This window comes from Pseudomonas sp. D8002 (genome assembly GCF_013385695.1).
GTDB lineage: Bacteria > Pseudomonadota > Gammaproteobacteria > Pseudomonadales > Pseudomonadaceae > Aquipseudomonas.
Genome location: NZ_JACAPM010000049.1, coordinates 99,094 through 120,936 on the forward strand (window position 1 = coordinate 99,094; position 21,843 = coordinate 120,936).

Consider the following 21,843-nt stretch of genomic DNA (forward strand, 5'->3'; position numbering starts at 1 on the left):
CCTTATTAGAGATGGCCATCACTTTAGCCATTGGCAAGCGTTGCGACTAATATCTTCAAAGCCCATCACTCATCTCGAAAAGGCATGACTTGTGATTTCCACCCGGCAATTGCGTTACTTCGTCGAAATCGCCGAGAGCGGCAGCTTCAGCGCAGCGGCCGAGCGGCTGTTTGTGGCGCAATCGGCACTGAGCCGGCAGATCAAGGAGCTGGAAAACCTGCTGCAAACGCCGCTGTTTGAACGCACTGCGCGCCAGCCACGGCTGACGGCTGCGGGCGAGGCTTTTTATCCGCGGGCACGCAACCTGCTGGGCGAACTGCTCAAGGCCAGTGAGATGGCGACGCAAGTGGGCAATGGACAGCTCGGCACGCTGCGAATGAGCCATTCGAGCACGGTGCCGATGAGTGGCCGCCTGCTGCGCGGCATCGGTGCCTGGCTGGAACGATGCCCGGGCGTGTCGATGGACATCGCCAAACTGTCCTCCGAAGCCCAGTTGGAAGAAATCGCCGACGGCCGACTGGAGGTCGGGCTGTTGCGCTTACCGGTGTTGCGCCAGCGCGAAGGCGTGCGCATCGTGCCTTTATATAGCGAAAGGCTGTTGCTGGCCGTGCCGCCGAACCACCGGTTGGCCGGGCACACATCCGGTATCGATTTGGCGCAACTGAAGAACGAAGCGTTTATCTCGATCCCTCACCCCCAGCGCGGAGGGCTGAGTTACCTGTCAGCCGAGTTGTGCATGCGTGCAGGATTTTTCCCCAAGGCGGCGCGGGTGATGTCGCGCAAGACCACGCAGTTACAGCTGATCCAGGCCGGATTCGGGATCGCCTTGCTGCCGAAGTCGATGCAGGACATTGCGCCGGCCAACATCCATTTTTTACCCCTGGCCGATCCCGATTGCCAAAGCACCGTCGCCCTCGCCTGCCAGCAAACGCCGAACGCGCTGGTGGAGCAGTTCTGTCAAACCCTGCACGAATGCCTATAAACTGCCGCCCATGATTAAAGATCCCTTTGCCCGTCTGGGGCTGGACCGCGAAGTCCTGACTGTCAGCCAGCTCAACGGCCGCGCGCGGGTGTTGCTGGAAGACGTGTTCACCAATATCTGGGTCGAAGGCGAGATCTCCAACCTCGCCCGCCCGGCCTCCGGCCACGTGTATTTCACCCTCAAGGACAGTGGCGCCCAGGTGCGTTGTGCGCTGTTCCGGCAGAACGCCGCACGGGTGCGCCAGGCGTTGAAAGACGGCCTGGCGGTGAAGGTGCGGGGCAAGGTCTCGCTGTTTGAGGGCCGTGGCGACTATCAGCTGATTCTCGACACGGTGGAGCCGGCCGGTGACGGCGCACTGCGCCTGGCCTTCGACGCGCTGAAGGAAAAACTCAGCGCCGAAGGCCTGTTCAGTGTCGAGCGCAAGGTGCCGCTGCCCGCACACCCACGGCGCATCGGGATTATCAGCTCGCCCACCGGTGCGGTGATTCGCGACATCATCAGCGTGTTCCGTCGCCGGGCGCCCAACGTGGAACTGACGTTGATCCCGACAGCCGTACAAGGTCGTGAAGCCGTGGCGCAGATCGTCCGCGCACTGAAGCTGGCCGATGCACGCGGCTTCGACGCGCTGATCCTGGCCCGTGGCGGCGGGTCGCTGGAAGACCTCTGGTGCTTCAACGAAGAAGCCGTGGCGCGTGCGGTGGACGCCTGCGTGACGCCCATCGTCAGCGCCGTTGGCCATGAGACCGATGTGTCGATCAGCGACTTTGTCGCCGACGTACGCGCCCCAACGCCTTCCGCCGCTGCCGAGCTGTTGGCGCCGGACTCCAGCCACCTGACTCGCCAGGTAGAGAACCTGCACCGCCGCCTGGTGATGCTGATGCGCAACCGCCTGACCCACGACCGCCTGCGCCTGGAAGGCATGGCTCGTCGCCTGCGTCACCCGGGCGAGCGCCTGCGCCAACAGGCCCAGCGCCTGGATGACCTGGACATGCGCCTGCGGCGTGCCTTCGAGCGCAGCCTCAACACCCGTCGCGAGCGTTTGATCCGCCTAGAAACCCGCCTCGCCGGCCAACACCCCGGCCGCCAACTGGCGCTGTTGCGCCAACGCCTGGACAGCCTTGCCGAACGCCTGCCCCGTGCCATGCGCGAAGGCCTCAAGGCCCGTCGCCTGCAACTGCAAAGCCAGGTGCAGACGCTGCACGTGGTCAGCCCGCTGGCGACGCTTGGACGCGGCTACAGCATCTTGCTCGACGAACGCGGCCAGGCGATTCGCAACGCCGCGCAAACCCACACCGGCCAGCGCCTGACCGCGCGCCTCGGTGAAGGCCAATTGCAGGTACGGGTGGAAGACAACCACCTGACGCCCGTCACCCTCTCGTTACTGGATTGATTGATGCCACGCTTTTTAAGTTTGTTGATGCTGCTGTGCCTGACCTTTAACGCCCATGCCGACAGCTACATCACCCGCCTGCTGAACAAGCCGGTGCCCGGTGGCGTGGCGGTGGTCGACCTCGGCACTTCGGCCACGGCGCCCAAAGCCACCTACATGAACCGCCCAGTGCTGGTGGTGAAGGAGCAAAACAACTGGTTGGCGATTGTGGGCATCCCGCTGACGGTCAAGCCCGGCACCCAACGCATCACCAGCGGCAGCCAGAACCTGCCGTTTGTCGTGGGCTTCAAGAAATACCCCGAGCAGCACATCACCCTGAAGAACAAGAGCCAGGTGAACCCGGACCCGGCGCAACTCAAGCGCATCGAAGGCGAGCTGGCGGTCCAGCTCAAGGCGTATCGCAGTTTCAGCCCGAACACGCCGAGCAACCTGCTGCTGGACAAGCCGGTGAACGGGCCGCTGTCGAGCAAGTTCGGCGTACGACGTTTCTTCAATGGCGAGGAGCGGAATCCGCATTCCGGCCTGGACTTTGCCGTGGGCGCCGGCACGCCGATCAAGACCCCGGCAGCGGGCAAGGTGATCCTGACCGGCAACTACTTCTTCAACGGCAACACCGTGTTTGTCGACCATGGCCAGGGCTTTATCAGCATGTTCTGCCATATGTCGAAGATTGATGTGAGCGTGGGCCAGCAACTGGCTCGTGGTGCGGTGGTGGGCAAGGTCGGTTCCACCGGCCGGGCGACCGGGCCGCATATGCATTGGAACATCAGCCTGAACGACGCACGGGTGGATCCGGCGATCTTTATCGGCGCGTTTCAGCCCTAATGCTCAATTGCGCACACGGCAAAGGGTGCGCAAACAAAACAACCCCGCGCACAATTCTCAACCATAAAATCTCGTTTTCCTCAGCAATAGCAGAACTTCTCTCAATTTTTTCCGACTGCTTGCCATCTTTCACCCCGGCGGTTAGGGTTGGACCTATGAAAACCTCTCACACCCTCATTCAGCTCCGCCAGCACCGCAGCCTGTGCCTAGTCAGCGCACGACTGCCAGGCTGAATCGATCTGCCTCGTCTTCTGCTTTATCCCCAATAACAGTTTTACGGCAGGCCGCCTTTTCTCGGCCCCTAGACAAAGGATTTCCCGATGAGCATGCTCAAAGACCCGTCTTCGAAGTACCGCGCGTTCCCGACCATTGATATCCCGGACCGCACCTGGCCTTCGAAAACCATCACCACCGCGCCGATCTGGTGCAGTTCCGACCTGCGCGACGGCAACCAGTCGCTGATCGAACCGATGGACGCGGTGAAAAAGCTGCGTTTCTGGAAGACCCTGGTGGCCGTCGGTGTGAAGGAAATCGAAGCCTCCTTCCCGGCTGCGTCGCAAACCGATTTCGACTTCGTGCGCACCCTGATCGAAGACAATCACATCCCCGAGGACACCACCATCCAGGTGCTGACCCAGGGCCGTGAAGACTTGATCGCACGCACCTTCGAATCCCTGCGCGGGGCGAAGAAAGCCATCGTTCACTTGTACAACGCCACCTCGCCGTCGTTCCGCCGCATCGTGTTCAACCAGGACAAGGATGGCATCAAGGCGATCGCGGTCAACGCGGCCAAGCTGTTCGTCAAATACGCCGCCCAGCAGCCGGAAACCCAGTGGACCTTCGAATACTCGCCAGAGACGTTCAGCGCCACTGAGCTTGAGTTCGCCAAGGAAGTCTGTGACGCGGTGATCGAGGTCTGGAACCCGACGCCTGAGCACAAGGTGATCCTCAACCTGCCAGCCACCGTCGAGTGCGCCACCCCGAACATTTATGCCGACCAGATCGAGTGGTTCGGTCGTCATATCAACCGTCGCGACAGCGTGATCATCAGCCTGCACACCCACAACGACCGTGGCACCGGCGTAGCCGCCACCGAGTTGGGCCTGATGGCCGGCGCCGACCGTGTCGAAGGCTGCCTGTTCGGCAACGGCGAGCGTACCGGTAACGTCGACCTGGTCACCGTGGCCTTGAACATGTACACCCAGGGCCTCGACCCTCAGCTGGACTTCTCCGACATCGACGGTATTCGCAAAGTCGTCGAAGAGTGCAACCAGATCCCGGTGCACCCGCGTCACCCGTACGTCGGCGACCTGGTTCACACCGCCTTCTCCGGCTCCCACCAGGACGCGATCCGCAAGGGCTTCACCCAGCAGAAAGACGACGCCTTGTGGGAAGTGCCGTACTTGCCGATCGACCCGGCCGACATCGGCCGCAGCTACGAGGCGGTGATCCGCGTCAACAGCCAGTCGGGCAAAGGCGGCATCGCCTACCTGCTGGAGCAGGAATACGGCATCAGCTTGCCGCGCCGCATGCAGATCGAGTTCAGCCAGGTGGTACAGGCCGAAACCGACCGCGTGGGCCTGGAGATGACCGCCGCGCAGATCTACAGCTTGTTGCAGCGTGAATACCTGCAAGCCAACATTCCTTACGCGCTGGTCAGCCATCGCTTGCAGGAAGAGAACGGCAACAGCTCGGTGGAAGTTGAAGTCTCCGGCAAGGGCCAGGGCGAAACCAACCTGCGCTGGCACGGCAAAGGCAACGGCGCCCTGGAAGCGCTGGTGGCCGGGCTGCCGATTGGTGTGGAGATCATGGATTACAACGAACACGCGATTGGCGCCGGCACCAATGCCAAGGCGGCGGCCTACATCGAGCTGCGAGTGAACGGTGAGCGTCCGGTGCATGGCGTGGGCATTGATGAAAACATCACCACGGCGAGCTTCAAGGCGGTGTTCAGCGCGCTGAACCGCTCGTTGAGCCAGCTGGAAGCGAAAGCGGCATAAACACGACCGCTGAAATGCGAAAGGCCCCGGGACGAGAATCCAGGGGCCTTTTTATTGGAATTTGTGGTGATTTTAAGGGCCTCTTCGCGAGCAAGCCCGCTCCCACATTTTGACCGCGTTCTTTCAGGTAGCGCAGGACGAATGTGGGAGCGGGCTTGCTCGCGAAGGCAATCTATAAGGCGGCGAAAATCCTTCAGGTGAACTCGAAGCTGTCCGCATCCAGGTTCGCCGGGAAGCGTGTGCGGTACTCCGCCAATTCCGCTGCGTCCAGGCACACCTGGAACACCCCGTCCGCCTCCCCTGCGCTCAGCAGGCTTTCGCCCTGGAAGTCCACGACCTGGCTGTCGCCGGTGTAGGCAAAGCCCTTGCCGTCCGTGCCCACCCGATTCACCGCCGCCACGTAGCACAGGTTTTCAATGGCCCGTGCCGGCAGCAGACGGTTCCAGTGCTGGCGACGTGCGCCCGGCCAGTTGGCGGTGTACAGCAGCAAGTCAGTGTCCTGGGCGTCACGACTCCACACCGGGAATCGCAGGTCGTAGCAGATCAACGGACGAATCCGCCACCCCTTGAGTTCGAACTGCACCTGGCGCTCGCCGGGGGTGTAGTGGTCGTGTTCACCGGCCATACGGAACAGGTGACGCTTGTCGTAGTGCAACACCTCACCATCCGGTCGCGCCCACAGCAGGCGGTTGCGGTGACTGCGGTCGGCGGCCTGGATGATCACGCTGCCGGTGATCACCGCGTTGTACTTCTTCGCCTGGGCCTGCAGCCATTGATGGGTGGGGCCGTTTTCAGGCTCGGCGAGGGTTTCCGATTCCATCGAGAAACCGGTGGTGAACATCTCCGGTAGCACGATCAGGTCGGCACCCTTGGCCTGTTCCAGCAACAGTTCAAAATGCTCCAGGTTGGCCTGGCGGTCGTGCCAGGCCAGGGTGGTTTGCACCAGGGCGATGTTCAGGTTGGGCAGTGCACTCAGATCACGCATAGTTTCTCGGCTGCTTGACGCAGCGTCTCCTCGCGTTTGGCAAAGCACAGTCGCACCAGGCGCTGGCCTTGCGGTGGGTTCTGGTAGAACACCGAGACCGGGATGGTTGCTACGCCATGCTCGCGGGTCATCCACAGCGACATGGCGACGTCATCCAGGTCCGGGCGAATCTGTGAGTAATCCACCAATTGAAAGTAGGTACCGGCCACCCGGGTAAAGCTGAAACGCGACGGTTCCAGCAGGTCGCAGAACAGGTCGCGCTTGGCTTGATAAAAAGCCGGCAGCTCCTCGACGTGTTCCGGGTGTTCGGCCATGAAGTCTGCCAAAGCGTACTGCAACGGGGTCACGCCGCAAAAGTTGACATATTGATGCACCTTGCGCAGCTCGGCGCTGAGGGCTGGCGGCGCGACCACGTAGCCGGTTTTCCAGCCGGTGACGTGGTAGGTCTTGCCGAACGAACTGACCACAAACGCACGCTGATACAGCTCTTCGTGGGCCAACACGCTGACGTGGGGCACACCGTCGAACACCAGGTGCTCGTAGACCTCGTCGCTGACCAGGTAGATGTCGCGGTCGCGGATCAACTCGGCCAACTGGTCCAGCTCGGCACGGCTGATCAGGGCACCGGTGGGGTTATGCGGGCTGTTGAGGATGATCATGCGGGTGCGCGGCGACAGCGCAGCGCGCAGTTGCTCGAAGTCCAGGGCGAAATCATCCAGGCCCAGTTGCACGTGTACGCAGCGACCGCCTGCCAGTTCCACAGAAGGCTCGTAGCTGTCGTAGGCCGGATCGAACACGATGACTTCATCACCGCTGCGGATCACCGCCTGGATCGCACAGAAGATCGCTTCAGTGGCGCCTGGGGTGATGGTCACTTCGCTGTCGGCATTCACCGTTGCGCCATAGCTGCGGGCGATCTTGGCCGCCACTTGCTGGCGCAGTACCGGCAGGCCGGTCATCGGGGCGTATTGGTTATGGCCCAGGGCAATGTGTCTGCCCACTCCATCGAGCAACTCCTGGGGCCCGTTAAAGTCGGGAAAGCCCTGGGACAGGTTGAGCGCACCGGTTTCGGCAGCGAGTTGCGACATGGTGGTGAAGATGGTGGTGCCGACATTCGGCAGCTTGCTGGTGATCATCGGTGCGCCCCTTGCGGTGAGCCCCAAGTTTTAAGCTGCATGCCGCGAAGGGTCAACCGCCAGGCACAAAAAAAGGGCTCCGAAAGAGCCCTTTTTCAACCGATCAGGATCAGCGCTTGTCGCGGCGCTTTTTGTCGGCCTTCTTGTGGTGCGTCATCATCCGGCGCTTTTTGTTTACCTGGCGGTCGGTGAGGCTGTTCTTGTTACCTTCGTACGGGTTCTCGCCACCCTTGAACTCGATACGGATCGGCGTACCGACCAGTTTCAAGACACGGCGGTAGGTATTTTCCAGGTAACGCACGTAGGACTTCGGCACCTTCTCCAGCTGGTTACCGTGAATCACGATAATCGGCGGGTTGGCACCACCCAAGTGAGCGTAGCGCAGCTTGATGCGACGGTTGTTGACCATCGGCGGCGCGTGCTCGCTGACCGCATCTTCAAGAATCTGGGTCAGGCGGTTGGTCGGCCAGCGGGTAACCGCGGACTTGAACGAGTTCTGCACCGAGGCGTAGAGGTTACCCACGCCGGTACCGTGCAGTGCCGAGATAAAGTGGATATCGGCAAACTCGACGAAGAACAGACGACGCTGCAGCTCGACCTTGACGTAGTCGCGCTCGCTCGGCGTCATGCCGTCCCACTTGTTGATCGCAATCACCAGGGCGCGACCGGCTTCCAGGGCAAAGCCCAGCAAGTTCAGGTCGTGGTCTACCACGCCTTCGCGGGCGTCCATGACGAAGATCACTACGTTGGCGTCTTTGATCGCCTGCAGGGTTTTCACCACGGAGAACTTTTCAACTTCTTCGTGGATCTTGCCGCGCTTGCGCACACCGGCAGTGTCGATCAGCGTGTACTTCTCGTCGTTACGCTCGAACGGGATGTAGATGCTGTCGCGAGTGGTGCCCGGCTCGTCATAGACGATTACCCGGTCTTCACCGAGCATGCGGTTGACCAGGGTCGACTTGCCGACGTTCGGACGGCCGATGATCGCGATCTTGATACCGTCTTTTTCGCTTGGGCCAGGAATGCGCTTGGCTTCCTCGCCTTCGGCAACGATTTCTTCTTCGCCTTCGACTTCATCCACGTCATCACGCGGGAAGTCGCGCAGGGCGATTTCCAGCATCTGGGTAATGCCGCGACCGTGGGCACCGGCGATCGGGATCGCATCGCCCAGGCCCATCGGGCTGAACTCGGCGCGGGCCATTTCAGGATCGATGTTGTCGATCTTGTTGGCCACCACGTAGGAACGCTTGTTGCGCTTGCGCAGGTGCTCGCCAATCATCTGGTCTGCAGCGGTGTAGCCCGCGCGGGCGTCCACCAGGAACAACACGACATCAGCTTCTTCAATGGCCAGCAGCGACTGCTCGGCCATCTTTTCGTCCATGCCATGCTCGTCACCGGAGATACCACCGGTGTCGACAATAATGTAGGAGCGCCCTTGCCACTTTGCCTCACCGTATTGGCGATCACGGGTCAGACCGGACAAGTCGCCGACGATGGCGTCGCGAGTCCTGGTCAGGCGGTTGAACAAGGTGGACTTGCCGACGTTCGGTCGGCCCACCAGGGCGATTACGGGAACCATGCGGCTCTCCACTTCGTTATTTCAGAAAATACAAAAGCCGCTGCAAGGCAGCGGCTGGTGCTCGGGGCAGCGCTCGAAAGCGCCGCATGCCCTGCCGAAGCAGGGCCGCCTGGGAATTACCCCAAGCATAGTCAAACCATTACTTGATGGTCAGCGCTTCCAGTTTGCCGCTGTTGCCATACACGTAAAGCATGTTACCTACCACCAGCGGACGGGCACGCAGGCCGTCGCTGTCGATACGTTCGCGACCCACGAAGCGACCGTCCACCTGGCTCAGCAGGTGCAGGTAACCTTCAAAGTCGCCTACCGCTACGTAGCTGGAGAACACTTCCGGTGCCGACAACTGACGGCGGGCCAGGGAGTCGTTGCTCCACAATGCAGTGGTGGAACGCTCGTCGACACTTTCAACGGTGCCGGACGCCAGGCTTACGTAGACGCTGCCAAACCCTTGGGCGACACCGGCGTAGCTGGAAGCATCACGCTGCCAGTTGATCCGGCCGCTCTGCACGTCCAGCGCCGCAACACGGCCCTGATAAGTAGCGACGTAAAGGGTATCACCCGACAGCAGCAAGCCACCGTCGATGTCCACTACGCGGTCCAGTTCCGAACGACCTTGAGGAATCGCGACCCGGGTTTCCCAGGCCGGCACGCCGTTCTGGGTGTCCAGGGCGACCACTTTACCGGTCGACAGGCCTGCCAGTGCCAGGTTGCTGGTCACAACCGGACCGCTGGTACCGCGCAAGGTCAGGACCGCCGGCGTGCTGTCATACAACCAGCGCTGGTTACCGGTGGCGGCGTCGAGGCCGATCACACGGTCATCCTGGGTCTGCACGACAACCACGTCACCGTTGGTAGCAGGCGGCGAGAGCACTTCACTGGTCACGCGAGCGCGCCATTTCTCTTCACCGGTGCTCGAATCCAGTGCCACGACGTCGCCTTTCAGCGTGCCGAGCATCACCAGGCCAGAACCCACGCCAACGGCGCCGGACACAGGCAGTTCGAGGTCTTTCTTCCACTTGACGTCGCCGTTCATGCGATCCATGGAGACCACAACACCGGTGGAATCAGCGGCGTAGATAGTGTCACCGTCGATCGCCGGGACCATCAGGTTGTACAGATCGCCCTGACCGTCACCAATGGAGCGGCTCCACTGCTTTTGCAGGACCACTTCTTCCTTGAAGCTGGTCAGCTCGGCCGGAGGCAGTTCTTTTTTGCTGTTGCTGCTGCAACCCGCGGCCAAAACGGCCAGAGCCAGCAATGCTGCATGTTTCCAACGGATCACGTCACGCATCCCCTTTGGCCAAGTCGTCGAGCTTGATTTGTAAGCCACCGACCGCCGCTTCATCAGACAGCGCCGCCTTGGCTTTTTGGTACGCAGCATTGGCTTCGTCGGTACGACCCAATTGGACCAGGAGGTCGCCCTTGAGCTCTTCACGAGTGGCCAGGAATGCCTTGTCAGCATCGCCGTCGAGCAGTTTCAGTGCTTCGTCGGCCTTGTTCTGTGCCGCCAGTACCTGAGCCAGACGCTGACGTGCGATTTCACCCAGTGTCGGGTTGGCCGGCTTGTCGGTGATGGCTTTCAGCTCGGAGGCGGCGTCATCCAGCTTGCCGTTGTCGACCGCAACTTTTGCGACGAACAGGCTGCCGTATTGCGCGTAGGTGCTACCGCCGAATTCGCTCTTCAGCTTGCCGGCCAGGTCTGCAACCTGGGCCAGGTCAGGCTTGCCGTTTGGCGTCAGCGTGGTTTCCAGCAGTTGCTGATAGATAATCGAGGCGCCTTGCGACTGGTTAGCCTGATACTTGTGCCAGGCTTGCCAGCCGAACACCACTACTAAAGCCAGCAAGCCGCCAGTGACCAGGGGCTTGCCGTTGCGCTGCCACCAGTCTTTGAACTCGGCCAGCTGGTCATCATCAGTACTCGACACCCCAATACTCCTTAATCGCTAAATCGGCTGTTTGACAGCTTCAACCCTGCACGATGCAGGTGGCCAGGTGCGCTGCAAGCGCATCAAAGGCAATGCTTTGTTGTTCACCCTGACCACGCAGGGGTTTGAAACTTACCACTTGCTGGGCCAACTCATCATCACCCAGGATCAGTGCATACAACGCACCGCTCTTGTCGGCTTTCTTGAACTGGCTTTTGAAGCTGCCGGCGCCGGCATTGACTTGCAGGCGCAGGTTCGGCAGTTGGTCGCGCAGTTTCTCGCTCAGGGCCAGGGCAGCCAGTTCGGCCGCCTCGCCAAAGGCACAGAAGTACACGTCCACCTGACGGGAGATTTCTTCGGGAACCTGCTCCAGGGTTTCCAGCAGCAGGATCAGCCGCTCGATGCCCATGGCAAAACCTACGCCGGTGGTCGGCTTGCCGCCCATCTGCTCGACCAGGCCGTCGTAACGACCACCGGCACACACCGTGCCCTGGGCGCCGAGCTTGTCGGTGACCCACTCGAACACGGTCTTGCTGTAGTAATCGAGGCCACGCACCAGTTTCGGGTTGATGACGTAAGGAATACCGGCTGCATCCAGGCGAGCCTTGAGGCCCTCGAAGTGGATACGGGACTCGTCGTCAAGGTAGTCGGCCATTTTCGGCGCGTCCACCAGTACGGCCTGGGTCTCGGCGTTCTTGGTGTCCAGTACCCGCAGCGGGTTGGTTTTCAGGCGGCGCTGGCTGTCTTCGTCCAGCTTGTCCAGGTGGGCCGACAGGAATTCCACCAGGGCTTCGCGGTAGCGGCCCCGGGATTCGCTGGTGCCCAGGCTGTTGAGTTCAAGCTTGACCGCATCGCGGATGCCCAGCATGCCCCACAGGCGCCAGGTCAGCACGATCAGCTCGGCGTCGATGTCCGGACCGTCGAGGTTGAAGACTTCCAGGCCGATCTGGTGAAACTGGCGATAACGGCCTTTCTGCGGACGCTCGTGGCGGAACATCGGGCCGATGTACCAGAGCTTCTGCGGCTGGCCACCGCCGGTGAGGCCATGTTCGAGCACCGCACGCACACACGCGGCAGTACCTTCCGGACGCAGGGTCAGGGAGTCACCGTTGCGGTCTTCGAAGGTGTACATCTCTTTTTCGACGATGTCGGTCACTTCACCGATGGAGCGCTTGAACAGCTCGGTGAACTCGACGATCGGCATGCGGATCTGCTTGTAACCGTAGTTATCCAGCAGGCGCGCGACAGTGCCCTCGAAGTAGCGCCACAGGGGCGTCTGCTCAGGCAGGATGTCGTTCATGCCACGAATGGCTTGCAGAGACTTGCTCACATCAAATCCTTAAATTCGTTCGATCAGCCGCGCGCGATAACCGCTGCGTCAGCTTCGACCTTTTCGGCCGCTTTCTGGCGGATCAGCCGTTCCAGCTCATCCACCAGATTGTCATTCGTCAATTTCTGCGACGGCTTGCCGTCGATGTAAATCAGGTTTGGCGTACCACCGGTCAGGCCCACATGGGCCTCTTTGGCCTCACCCGGCCCGTTGACCACACAGCCGATCACCGCGACATCCAGCGGCACCAGCAGGTCTTCGAGGCGTACTTCCAGTTCGTTCATGGTTTTCACCACGTCGAAGTTCTGCCGCGAGCAGCTCGGGCAGGCAATGAAGTTGATGCCACGGGAACGCAAATGCAGGGATTTGAGAATGTCGTAACCGACTTTCACTTCCTCTACCGGGTCTGCCGCGAGGGAGATGCGAATAGTATCGCCAATCCCGTCGGCCAGCAGCATACCGAGACCCACCGCAGATTTCACTGTGCCTGAACGTAAACCGCCGGCTTCAGTGATACCCAGGTGCAGCGGCTGGACGATTTCCTTGGCCAGCAGGCGGTACGCTTCTACCGCCATGAACACGTCGGAAGCCTTTACGCTGACCTTGAAGTCCTGGAAATTCAGGCGTTCAAGGTGTTCTACGTGGCGCAGCGCGGACTCGACCAGTGCGGCCGGCGTCGGCTCGCCGTACTTCTTTTGCAGGTCTTTTTCCAGGGAGCCGGCGTTGACGCCGATGCGGATTGGAATCCCGCGATCACGGGCGGCATCCACCACGGCGCGAACCCGGTCTTCACGGCCGATGTTGCCCGGGTTGATCCGCAGGCAATCGACGCCCAACTCGGCCACGCGCAACGCGATCTTGTAGTCGAAGTGGATATCGGCGACCAGCGGCACCTTGACCAGTTGCTTGATGCGGCCAAAGGCTTCGGCAGCGTCCATGTCCGGTACGGAAACCCGCACGATGTCGACGCCCGCCGCTTCCAGGCGGTTGATCTGGGCGACAGTGGCCGCCACATCATTGGTGTCGCTGTTGGTCATGCTCTGTACTGCGATGGGGGCATCGCCGCCCACCGGCACCGAGCCGACCCAGATCTTGCGCGATACGCGACGTTTGATTGGAGATTCGCCGTGCATGACTTTATTGTCCCAACTTGAGGCGAGCAGTCTCGCCACTGGTGAACGGCGCCACGTCCACAGGCTGGCCGTTGTAGGCCACTTGCGCGCCACGGGCAAAGCCCAGACGCAGCGTCAAAGGAGGCTTGCCGCCCTGGTCAAGTGTATCTCCCTTACGCTTCAGACCACTGAACAGCACCTTGCCGTTGCCATCGGAGACTTGCGTCCAGCAGTCAGCGACGTAGGTAATTTGTACTCGGCCATCACCGGCGATCAGTACCGGGGTGGTTGGCGCGGAAATCGCCGGGGCGACGGGAGCCGTTGTTGCCGGAGCCTGCGCCGGTACTGCTGGCGTTGCTGGCGTATGAGCTGGAGCAGCAGGCGTCACTGCAACCGCTGGAGCGGGTGCGACGGGTGCCACTGCGGCGGCAGTACCTGCTTCGGGCGCAGGCTGCTCGGCGCTTGGCTCTGCCTCAGGCGCCGCCTGACCCTGGGCCACGGCCTGGTCTTCCGGCTCATCCAACGGATGAATCTGGGTGGTGCCGTCGGCGCTTTCGACTTCGACGTGCTCCATGGCGTTGCTGGACAAGTCCTTGCCACGCTGGGCGGTCTGATCCTGCCACCATACAAAACCACCGCCGATCACGGCGATGAGCAGCAACAGGCTGACAATGCGCAAAATGGTGTGGGAAACCCGCACAGGCTCTTCAATGCGGCCAAGACCATGGACATTGCTGCCCTGGGAATCGGTACCGGTGATTTGGTCGAATTCCTGGACCAATGCAGCCTGGTCGATACCCAGCAACTTCGCGTAGGCGCGGATATAGCCGCGGGCAAAGGTATGCCCTGGCAGCTTGTCGAATGCGCCAGCTTCAAGGTTGCCCAATGAAGTCGTGGTCAAATTGAGCTTGAGGGCCACTTCTGCCAGCGACCAACCATTGCTTTCGCGGGCCTGACGCAAGGTCTCGCCTGGGTTTCCACGATTAGCTGCTACAACTTCCGGGTGCGCCGCTTTCATCATTGCTCCGACAGGTATTGCTGATATTCCGGCGTACCGGGATAGAGTCGTTCGAGTTGCTGGCCAAAACGTGCGGCCTTGTCGCGTTCTTCATGAACCGTCGCCAGGCGCACACCGAGCAATAGACTACGTGCATTTTGCCCGCTCAGCAGGCTAAAACGCTCGTAATAGTCACGTGCCGGCACATAATGCCTGTCTTCGAAGGACAACTCAGCCATTTCGAGCAAGGCCCGTGGCTGGCGCTGGTTCAGGTGCAGGGCTTTTTCCAGTTGCTGGCGTGCGGTGTCGCGCTGGCCGAGAAGCATTGAGGTCACCCCCAGGTTCTCGAAAACCCGCGCACGCTCAGGATAGAGGGTATCGGCCGCAGCCTGCTGGAAATATTCGGATGCCTGGGCATAACGTTTCTGCGCAAACAAAAAACTGCCGTAGTTATTCAGCAGTCTTGGGTCGCCAGGGCGTGTGGCCAGGGCCTTTTGGAAATATTGATCGGCCAATTCGGGCTCGGCCTGGGCCTGGAACACCAAGGCCAACGCAGCATTGGCGTCGGCGTCGCTGCCATCCAGCTCGAGGGCTTTTTTCAGCGGCACCTTGGCCTGTTCGGTCATCCCTTGCTGCAAGTACCCCAAGCCCAGCTGCACATAGGCAGCTCGCGCTTCGTCACGGCCCTTGCCGGTTTGCAACGGGCTGTCATGGCCCGATGAAACACAGCCAGCCGCGAGGCTGGCAACAAGCAAAAGCAGCGCAAGGCGCAAGGGCATAGAGATCCTCTCTCAGGTTCGAGTCGCGGCGCTTTGCGGCATATCGTCGGCGGCACTCAATTCACGCACGGCGATATAACGTTCGCTGCGACGGGTGCGATCCAGCACCTGTCCTACCAATTGGCCACATGCCGCATCGATGTCTTCGCCGCGGGTGGTGCGCACGGTGACATTGAAGCCTGCATGGTGCAGTTGATCCTGGAAACGGCGGATGGCGTTGTTGCTCGGCCGCTCATAGCCAGAATGGGGAAACGGGTTAAACGGAATCAGGTTGATCTTGCACGGTACGTTCTTGAGCAACTCGATCATCTCGACCGCGTGCTCGACCTTGTCGTTGATGTCCTTGAGCATGGTGTACTCAATGGTCAACACACGCTTTTCGCCCAAGGTCGCCATGTAACGCTGGCAAGATTCGAGCAGCATCTTAAGCGGATACTTCTTGTTGATCGGCACCAATTGGTTACGCAATGCGTCATTCGGTGCGTGCAGCGACAACGCCAGGGAGACGTCGATGTGCTTGGCCAGCTCATCGATCATCGGTACCACGCCGGAGGTCGACAGGGTCACGCGGCGCTTGGAGATACCGTAGCCCAGGTCGTCCATCATCAGGTGCATGGCCGCGACAACGTTGTCGAAGTTCAGCAGCGGCTCGCCCATGCCCATCATCACCACGTTGGTGATGGCACGGTCGGCGGTCGCCGGGATGCTGCCGAACGATTTATTGGCAATCCACACCTGGCCGATGACTTCGGCGGCGGTGAGGTTGCTGTTGAAACCTTGCTTGCCGGTGGAGCAGAAACTGCAGTCCAGGGCACAGCCTGCCTGGGACGAAACGCACAGAGTGCCGCGTTTGCCCTGGGGAATGTACACGGTCTCGACGCAGCTGCCGGACGCCACGCGCACCACCCACTTACGGGTGCCGTCGGTGGAAATGTCCTCGCTGACCACTTCGGGGCCGCGAACTTCGGCAATGGCCTTGAGCTTGTCGCGCAGGGCCTTGCTGACGTTCGTCATGGCATCGAAATCATCGACGCCAAGATGGTGAATCCACTTCATTACCTGAGCGGCACGAAAACGCTTCTCCCCGATTGAGTCGAAGAATTTTTCCATTTCCTGTTGAGTCAGACCCAGCAGGTTGGTTTTTGCAGTCAATGTAGTCATGGATTCACCTTCGCTCTTTTAAGCCAATGCTTAGCGAGCGGTTACTTCAGTAGCAGCGAAAAAGTACGAGATTTCGCGGGCAGCAGCGGCTTCGGAGTCCGAACCATGAACGGCGTTGGCGTCGATCGATTCAGCGAAGTCAGCACGGATGGTGCCGGCAGCAGCTTCTTTAGGGTTGGTAGCGCCCATCAGCTCACGGTTCAGAGCGATAGCGTTTTCGCCTTCCAGAACCTGAACAACAACAGGGCCGGAGATCATGAAGGCAACCAGGTCGCCGAAGAAACCACGAGCGCTGTGCTCAGCGTAGAAGCCTTCAGCTTCAGCCTTGGACAGTTGCTTGAGTTTCGAAGCTACAACCTTCAGGCCGGCTTTTTCGAAACGAGTGGTGATCTCGCCGATGACGTTTTTTGCAACAGCGTCAGGCTTGATGATGGAGAAAGTACGTTGAACAGCCATGGTGTAACTCCAGAAACGGTAATTTGCGAAAAATTAAACCCGCGAATTATACGCGGGTTCTTGGGTATTGCCTAACTGCGTAAAAAGGCGATTCAGTCTGCTTCTTCGATCCACAGGCCTTGTATCGCCTCAAGAACCTTTTCGCCACCCCGATCCGGGATGTCGTCAAATTCCGGCAGCTGCATCACCAGGTTGCGCAACTTGACGAAGTTCACCGACAGAGGATCGACATCCGGGTGAGCTTCAGCAAGTTGTATAGCGATTTCTTGTACATCAACCCATTTCAGGCTCATGACATTTCCTTGAATCAATGCGGCGCTTCGGCGGCATGGTTGAGCGAATACTTCGGAATCTCGACGGTGAGGTCTTCTGTTCCCACTTTTGCCTGACAGCTCAATCGCGACGTCGGCTCAAGGCCCCACGCCCTATCAAGATAGTCCTCTTCCAGCTCATCAGCCTCTTCCAGGCTATTGAAACCTTCGCGGATGATGCAATGGCACGTGGTACAGGCGTTAACGCCGCCGCAGGCGCTTTCGATCTCGATGTGGTTATCGTGAGCGACTTCGAGAATGGACTTGCCGGTCTCAGCCTCCACAACCATACCGTCCGGGCAATGCTCGGCGTGTGGCAGAAAAATGATCTGCGGCATCAGTTAATCCTCAAGTTCATTCAAGTTGCGGCCCGCCAGGGCGGCTTTTACCGTCTGGTCCATACGACGGGCGGCAAAGGCATCGGTCACTTGCGACAGGCGCTTGGTCTGTTGCTCGATGGCGTAACCATCGGTGCCTTTCATCAATTCAGCCAGTTCCTGCATTTGCAGGTCGATGACCATGCGCTCTTCGGCATCCAGCAGACGTTCGCCGTCAGCTTCCAGGGCGCCCTGCACCGCTTCGAGCAGGCGCTGGGCGTCGACTTGCTGCTCACGCAGCACGCGGGCGACCTTGTCGTCACCGGCGTACTGGAACGAATCCTTGAGCATCTTGGCGATTTCACCGTCGGTCAGGCCGTAGGACGGCTTGACCTGGATGCTGGCTTCAACGCCGGAGGCCAGTTCGCGAGCGGCAACGCTGAGCAAGCCGTCGGCGTCGACCTGGAAGGTCACGCGAATCTTCGCCGCACCAGCCACCATCGCAGGAATGCCGCGCAATTCGAAGCGCGCCAGGGAACGGCAGTCGCTGATCAGCTCACGCTCGCCTTGCAGCACGTGAATCATCATGGCCGTCTGGCCATCTTTGTACGTGGTGAAGTCCTGGGCGCGGGCAACGGGGATGGTGGTGTTGCGTGGAATCACCTTCTCCATCAGGCCGCCCATGGTTTCCAGCCCCAGGGACAACGGGATCACGTCGAGCAGAAGCAGTTCGCCACCATCACGCTTGTTACCGGCGAGGGTATCGGCCTGGATCGCGGCACCGATAGCCACCACTTGATCCGGGTCGATTTCAGTCAGCGGCTGACGGCCGAAGGCTTCAGCGACCGCCTCACGAACACGCGGCACGCGGGTCGAACCACCCACCATGACCACGGCGACCACGTCTTCCAGCTCGACACCGGAATCACGCACGGCGCGGCGGCAGGCTTTCAGGCTGCGGGCGACCATCGGTTCGATCAACGAATCGAACGCTTCGCGGGTCAGTTGAGCCGACCAGCTACCGTAGGAAACTTCAACCGACGCAGCGTCAGTCAGCGCTTCTTTGGCGGCACAGGCAGTTTGCAGCAAATTACGTTGCGCACCCGGGTCCAGGTCGGCAGACAAGCCGGCGCTGGTGATGATCCAGCCAGCAATGGCGTGATCGAAGTCATCGCCACCCAGGGCGGTATCGCCACCGGTAGCCAGCACTTCGAAGACACCGCCGGTCAGGCGCAGGATCGAAATATCAAAGGTACCGCCGCCCAGGTCGTAAATAGCCACCAGGCCTTCGGCGTGCTGATCCAGGCCGTAAGCCACAGCGGCTGCGGTCGGCTCGTTGAGCAGGCGCAGCACGTTCAGGCCGGCAAGTTTCGCCGCATCCTTGGTGGCCTGGCGCTGAGCGTCATCGAAATATGCAGGAACAGTAATCACCGCACCTACCAGTTCGCCACCCAAGGTGGTCTCGGCGCGCTGGCGCAAGACCTTGAGGATATCGGCCGACACTTCCACCGGGCTTTTCGGGCCCTGGATCGTGTCGATGAACGGCATATGTGATTCGCCGCCGACAAAGCGGTAGGGAAGCTGGTCGCCCAGCTGCTTGACGTCGGACAAACCACGACCCATCAAGCGCTTGACCGACAGCACGGTATTCAAAGGATCGGTAGACGCCGCCAGCTTGGCCGACTCGCCCACTTCGGTGCGGTCAGCGTGATAACGCACGGCAGACGGCAGGATAACCTGGCCATCCGCGTCGGGCAGCGGCTCGGAAAGACCGCTGCGCAATGCAGCGACCAGCGAATTGGTAGTGCCCAAGTCAATCCCGACCGCCAGACGACGCTGGTGCGGTTGAGGACTTTGACCGGGTTCGGCGATCTGCAGTAGGGCCATGGTAATCAGGACTTATCTGTATATCAGGCGTGCAACCTGGGCGGCACTGGGTTAATCGTCGAGGCGCTCTTCTAACTGGCGCACTTCGTAGGTGAGCTTGTCGAGGAACTGCATGCGCCGCATCAGGCGTTCGGCCTGTTCACGTTGCGCTGCATCATCCCAACAGGCTGCGAAGCTTTCGTTGAGTTCATCCTGGGCCACTTTCAGACGGCGCTTGAACACTGCGACTCCGGCCAGATCAGCCTCGTCCTGCAGTTCTTCAAGCTCCTCGCGCCATTGCATCTGCTGCATCAGGAAATCAGGGTCCTGGACCGTGACTTCAAGCGGCAGCTCGCGACCGCCCATCGCGAGCAGGTAGCGCGCGCGTTTGGGAGGGTTCTTGAGCGTCTGATAGGCTTCGTTGAGGCTGGCTGATTGCTCCAGCGCCAGGCGTTGCTCACGCTCGGAAGCGTCAGCGAAGCGGTCCGGATGCACCCCACGCGCCAATTCACGGTAGCGCGTGGCAAGCTGTTCAAGGTCCAGTCGAAAACTCGGCTGCAGCTCGAACAAAGCGAAATGACAAGGAGTACCCACGATCAGCCTCAGATGTTGAAGCTTTCGCCGCAGCCACATTCACCGCGTACGTTGGGGTTGTTGAACTTGAAGCCTTCGTTCAACCCTTCCTTGACGAAATCGAGTTCGGTGCCGTCCAGGTAGGTCAGGCTTTTCGGGTCGATGATCACTTTTTCGCCGTGACTCTCGAACACCTGATCTTCCTCGACCACCTCGTCGACAAACTCCAGCACGTAGGCAAGGCCGGAACAGCCCGTGGTGCGAACACCCAGACGAATCCCCTCACCTTTACCGCGCCCATTCAGGGAGCGGCGAATGTGCTGCGCAGCCGCTTCTGTCATGCTGATAGCCATCGTGACTCCTTACTCGTCGCCAAATTGCTTAGATCAAGCCTTTCTTCTGCTTGTAGTCGCGAACGGCCGCCTTGATGGCGTCTTCTGCGAGTACCGAGCAGTGGATTTTCACTGGCGGCAAGGCCAGCTCTTCGGCCAGCTGGGTGTTGCTGATAGTCACAGCCTCATCCAGGGTCTTGCCTTTCATCCATTCGGTCGCCAGGGAGCTGGAGGCGATGGCCGAACCGCAACCGTAGGTCTTGAACTTGGCGTCTTCGATAACGCCAGCTTCGTTGACTTTGATCTGCAGGCGCATAACGTCGCCGCACGCCGGAGCGCCGACCATGCCGGTGCCGACATCAGGGTCTTCCGCGTTCATCTTGCCGACGTTGCGCGGGTTTTCGTAGTGGTCGATGACCTTTTCGCTGTAAGCCATGGTACTGAATCCTCACTCATCAGGGCCGCTCTGGAACCCTGCAAACACGCCTGCGTTTTCCGCCACGTCTTTACAGAGCCTTTTGGGTGGCGGCTTCTATATTTAGTGTGCCGCCCACTCGATCTTGGAAATGTCGACACCGTCCTTGTACATGTCCCACAGCGGGGACAAGGTACGCAGCTTGGTGACGGCCTCGCAGACTTTCTGCGCGGCGTAGTCGACTTCTTCTTCGGTGGTGAAACGGCCGAATGTAAAGCGGATCGAGCTGTGAGCCAGTTCGTCGTTGCGGCCCAGGGCGCGCAGGACGTAAGACGGCTCAAGGGAAGCCGAGGTGCAGGCCGAGCCGGACGAAACCGCCAGGTCCTTGAGCGCCATGATCAGCGACTCGCCTTCGACGTAGTTGAAGCTCAAATTCAGGTTGTGCGGTACACGGGCGGTCATGCTGCCGTTGATGTACAGCTCTTCAAGGTGCTCGACCTGCTTGTAGAAGCGATCGCTCAGGGCCTTGATGCGCACGTTTTCGGCAGCCATGTCTTCCTTGGCCACACGGAACGCTTCGCCGATGCCGACGATCTGGTGGGTCGCCAGGGTGCCCGAACGCATGCCGCGCTCGTGACCGCCGCCGTGCATGGTGGCTTCGATACGTACGCGAGGCTTGCGGCTCACGTAGAGCGCGCCAATGCCTTTAGGGCCGTAGGTCTTGTGGGCAGAGAACGACATCAGGTCGACTTTCAGTTTCGACAGGTCGATATCGACCTTGCCGGTGGACTGAGCAGCGTCGACGTGCAGCAACACGCCCTTGGAGCGGGTCAGCTCGCCGATGGCGGCGATGTCGTTGATGGTGCCGATTTCGTTGTTCACGTGGATCACGGAAACCAGGATGGTGTCTTCACGCATCGCGGCTTCGATCATCGCAGGGGTCACGATACCGTCGGTGGTTGGCTCGAGGTAGGTAACCTCAAAACCTTCACGCTCCAGTTGGCGCATGGTGTCGAGGACAGCCTTGTGCTCAATCTTGGTGGTGATCAGGTGTTTGCCTTTGGTCGCGTAGAAATGCGCCGCACCCTTGATTGCCAGGTTGTCGGACTCGGTGGCACCGGAGGTCCAGACGATTTCACGTGGGTCGGCATTCACCAGGTCAGCGACCTGGCGACGAGCGTTTTCCACTGCCTCTTCAGCTTTCCAGCCGAAAACGTGGGAACGGGACGCCGGGTTACCGAAGTTTCCGTCAACCAGCAGGCATTCGCTCATCTTTTGCGCGACACGCGGATCAACCGGGGTGGTCGCTGAGTAATCAAGGTAAATCGGCAATTTCATGGACTTTCTCCTAAATCAGGCTGGCTGGCGTGCC

Annotated in this window: 22 protein-coding genes; 4 read left to right on the top strand and 18 right to left on the bottom strand. The window is 60.3% G+C overall.

Features of this window, described 5'->3' with window-relative positions:
• Positions 1-91: 91 nt before the first annotated feature.
• The 4 genes from HX807_RS26435 to leuA all read left to right on the top strand — a co-directional run bounded on the left by HX807_RS26435 (position 92) and on the right by leuA (position 5,197).
• Positions 92-982 (top strand): LysR family transcriptional regulator, encoded by an 891-nt coding sequence (locus HX807_RS26435; RefSeq protein WP_177051581.1) that lies wholly within the window; start codon positions 92-94, stop codon positions 980-982.
• 10 nt (positions 983-992) lie between these two features.
• Positions 993-2,372 carry an exodeoxyribonuclease VII large subunit gene (gene xseA, locus HX807_RS26440; RefSeq protein WP_177020410.1) on the top strand — a complete coding sequence of 460 codons (1,380 nt, stop codon included), beginning with the start codon at positions 993-995 and terminating at the stop codon, positions 2,370-2,372.
• Between the two features lie 3 nt (positions 2,373-2,375).
• Positions 2,376-3,197 (top strand): peptidoglycan DD-metalloendopeptidase family protein, encoded by an 822-nt coding sequence (locus HX807_RS26445; RefSeq protein WP_008438272.1) that lies wholly within the window; start codon positions 2,376-2,378, stop codon positions 3,195-3,197.
• A 320-nt stretch (positions 3,198-3,517) separates the two neighbouring features.
• Entirely contained in the window at positions 3,518-5,197 is a 1,680-nt protein-coding gene (leuA, locus tag HX807_RS26450; protein ID WP_003209657.1) for a 2-isopropylmalate synthase, read from the top strand.
• 193 nt (positions 5,198-5,390) lie between these two features.
• Here leuA and HX807_RS26455 read toward each other — a convergent pair whose 3' ends face one another.
• The 18 genes from HX807_RS26455 to HX807_RS26540 form a co-directional block, all read right to left on the bottom strand.
• Positions 5,391-6,182: an amidohydrolase gene (locus HX807_RS26455; RefSeq protein WP_008438274.1), complete on the bottom strand. Its 792-nt coding sequence runs from the start codon at positions 6,180-6,182 to the stop codon at positions 5,391-5,393.
• Positions 6,170-7,318, bottom strand: a complete 1,149-nt coding sequence (locus HX807_RS26460; protein ID WP_008438276.1) for a pyridoxal phosphate-dependent aminotransferase — start codon at positions 7,316-7,318, stop codon at positions 6,170-6,172. Before HX807_RS26460 ends, HX807_RS26455 begins: the two co-directional genes overlap by 13 nt.
• Positions 7,319-7,427: 109 nt before the next feature.
• Positions 7,428-8,897: a ribosome biogenesis GTPase Der gene (der, locus tag HX807_RS26465; protein WP_003209661.1), complete on the bottom strand. Its 1,470-nt coding sequence runs from the start codon at positions 8,895-8,897 to the stop codon at positions 7,428-7,430.
• A gap of 139 nt (positions 8,898-9,036) precedes the next feature.
• Positions 9,037-10,188 carry an outer membrane protein assembly factor BamB gene (bamB, locus tag HX807_RS26470; RefSeq protein ID WP_003209662.1) on the bottom strand — a complete coding sequence of 384 codons (1,152 nt, stop codon included), beginning with the start codon at positions 10,186-10,188 and terminating at the stop codon, positions 9,037-9,039.
• The gene (locus tag HX807_RS26475; protein ID WP_003209663.1) at positions 10,181-10,822 is read right to left on the bottom strand and encodes a tetratricopeptide repeat protein; all 642 of its coding nucleotides are present in this window, start codon (positions 10,820-10,822) and stop codon (positions 10,181-10,183) included. The genes bamB and HX807_RS26475 overlap by 8 nt, the downstream gene beginning before the upstream one ends.
• A gap of 40 nt (positions 10,823-10,862) precedes the next feature.
• The gene (gene hisS / locus HX807_RS26480; protein WP_003209664.1) at positions 10,863-12,152 is read right to left on the bottom strand and encodes a histidine--tRNA ligase; all 1,290 of its coding nucleotides are present in this window, start codon (positions 12,150-12,152) and stop codon (positions 10,863-10,865) included.
• Positions 12,153-12,175: 23 nt separating this feature from the next.
• Complete coding sequence (gene ispG, locus HX807_RS26485; RefSeq protein WP_003209666.1) at positions 12,176-13,285, bottom strand: flavodoxin-dependent (E)-4-hydroxy-3-methylbut-2-enyl-diphosphate synthase; 1,110 nt, start codon at positions 13,283-13,285, stop codon at positions 12,176-12,178.
• A 4-nt stretch (positions 13,286-13,289) separates the two neighbouring features.
• Positions 13,290-14,282 carry a RodZ family helix-turn-helix domain-containing protein gene (locus HX807_RS26490; RefSeq protein WP_003209667.1) on the bottom strand — a complete coding sequence of 331 codons (993 nt, stop codon included), beginning with the start codon at positions 14,280-14,282 and terminating at the stop codon, positions 13,290-13,292.
• Positions 14,282-15,040: a type IV pilus biogenesis/stability protein PilW gene (gene pilW, locus HX807_RS26495; protein ID WP_177051583.1), complete on the bottom strand. Its 759-nt coding sequence runs from the start codon at positions 15,038-15,040 to the stop codon at positions 14,282-14,284. The genes HX807_RS26490 and pilW overlap by 1 nt, the downstream gene beginning before the upstream one ends.
• Positions 15,041-15,052: 12 nt before the next feature.
• A complete protein-coding gene (gene rlmN, locus HX807_RS26500) occupies positions 15,053-16,201 on the bottom strand; it encodes a 23S rRNA (adenine(2503)-C(2))-methyltransferase RlmN (protein ID WP_003209670.1) in 1,149 nt (382 codons plus the stop codon).
• Between the two features lie 30 nt (positions 16,202-16,231).
• A complete protein-coding gene (gene ndk, locus HX807_RS26505) occupies positions 16,232-16,657 on the bottom strand; it encodes a nucleoside-diphosphate kinase (RefSeq protein WP_003175956.1) in 426 nt (141 codons plus the stop codon).
• Between the two features lie 92 nt (positions 16,658-16,749).
• Positions 16,750-16,950 carry a Fe-S cluster assembly protein IscX gene (gene iscX / locus HX807_RS26510; protein WP_003209673.1) on the bottom strand — a complete coding sequence of 67 codons (201 nt, stop codon included), beginning with the start codon at positions 16,948-16,950 and terminating at the stop codon, positions 16,750-16,752.
• Positions 16,951-16,964: 14 nt separating this feature from the next.
• Entirely contained in the window at positions 16,965-17,306 is a 342-nt protein-coding gene (gene fdx / locus HX807_RS26515; protein ID WP_003209674.1) for an ISC system 2Fe-2S type ferredoxin, read from the bottom strand.
• Between the two features lie 3 nt (positions 17,307-17,309).
• Entirely contained in the window at positions 17,310-19,172 is a 1,863-nt protein-coding gene (gene hscA / locus HX807_RS26520) for a Fe-S protein assembly chaperone HscA (RefSeq protein ID WP_087695132.1), read from the bottom strand.
• Positions 19,173-19,223: 51 nt separating this feature from the next.
• Positions 19,224-19,745: a co-chaperone HscB gene (hscB, locus tag HX807_RS26525; RefSeq protein WP_008438289.1), complete on the bottom strand. Its 522-nt coding sequence runs from the start codon at positions 19,743-19,745 to the stop codon at positions 19,224-19,226.
• Positions 19,746-19,753: 8 nt separating this feature from the next.
• Positions 19,754-20,077 (bottom strand): iron-sulfur cluster assembly protein IscA, encoded by a 324-nt coding sequence (gene iscA, locus HX807_RS26530; RefSeq protein ID WP_003209680.1) that lies wholly within the window; start codon positions 20,075-20,077, stop codon positions 19,754-19,756.
• 28 nt (positions 20,078-20,105) lie between these two features.
• Positions 20,106-20,492, bottom strand: coding sequence for a Fe-S cluster assembly scaffold IscU (gene iscU / locus HX807_RS26535; RefSeq protein WP_003209682.1), 387 nt, complete (start codon positions 20,490-20,492; stop codon positions 20,106-20,108).
• Between the two features lie 102 nt (positions 20,493-20,594).
• Positions 20,595-21,809, bottom strand: coding sequence for an IscS subfamily cysteine desulfurase (locus HX807_RS26540; RefSeq protein ID WP_008438290.1), 1,215 nt, complete (start codon positions 21,807-21,809; stop codon positions 20,595-20,597).
• Between the last annotated feature and the right edge of the window lie 34 nt (positions 21,810-21,843).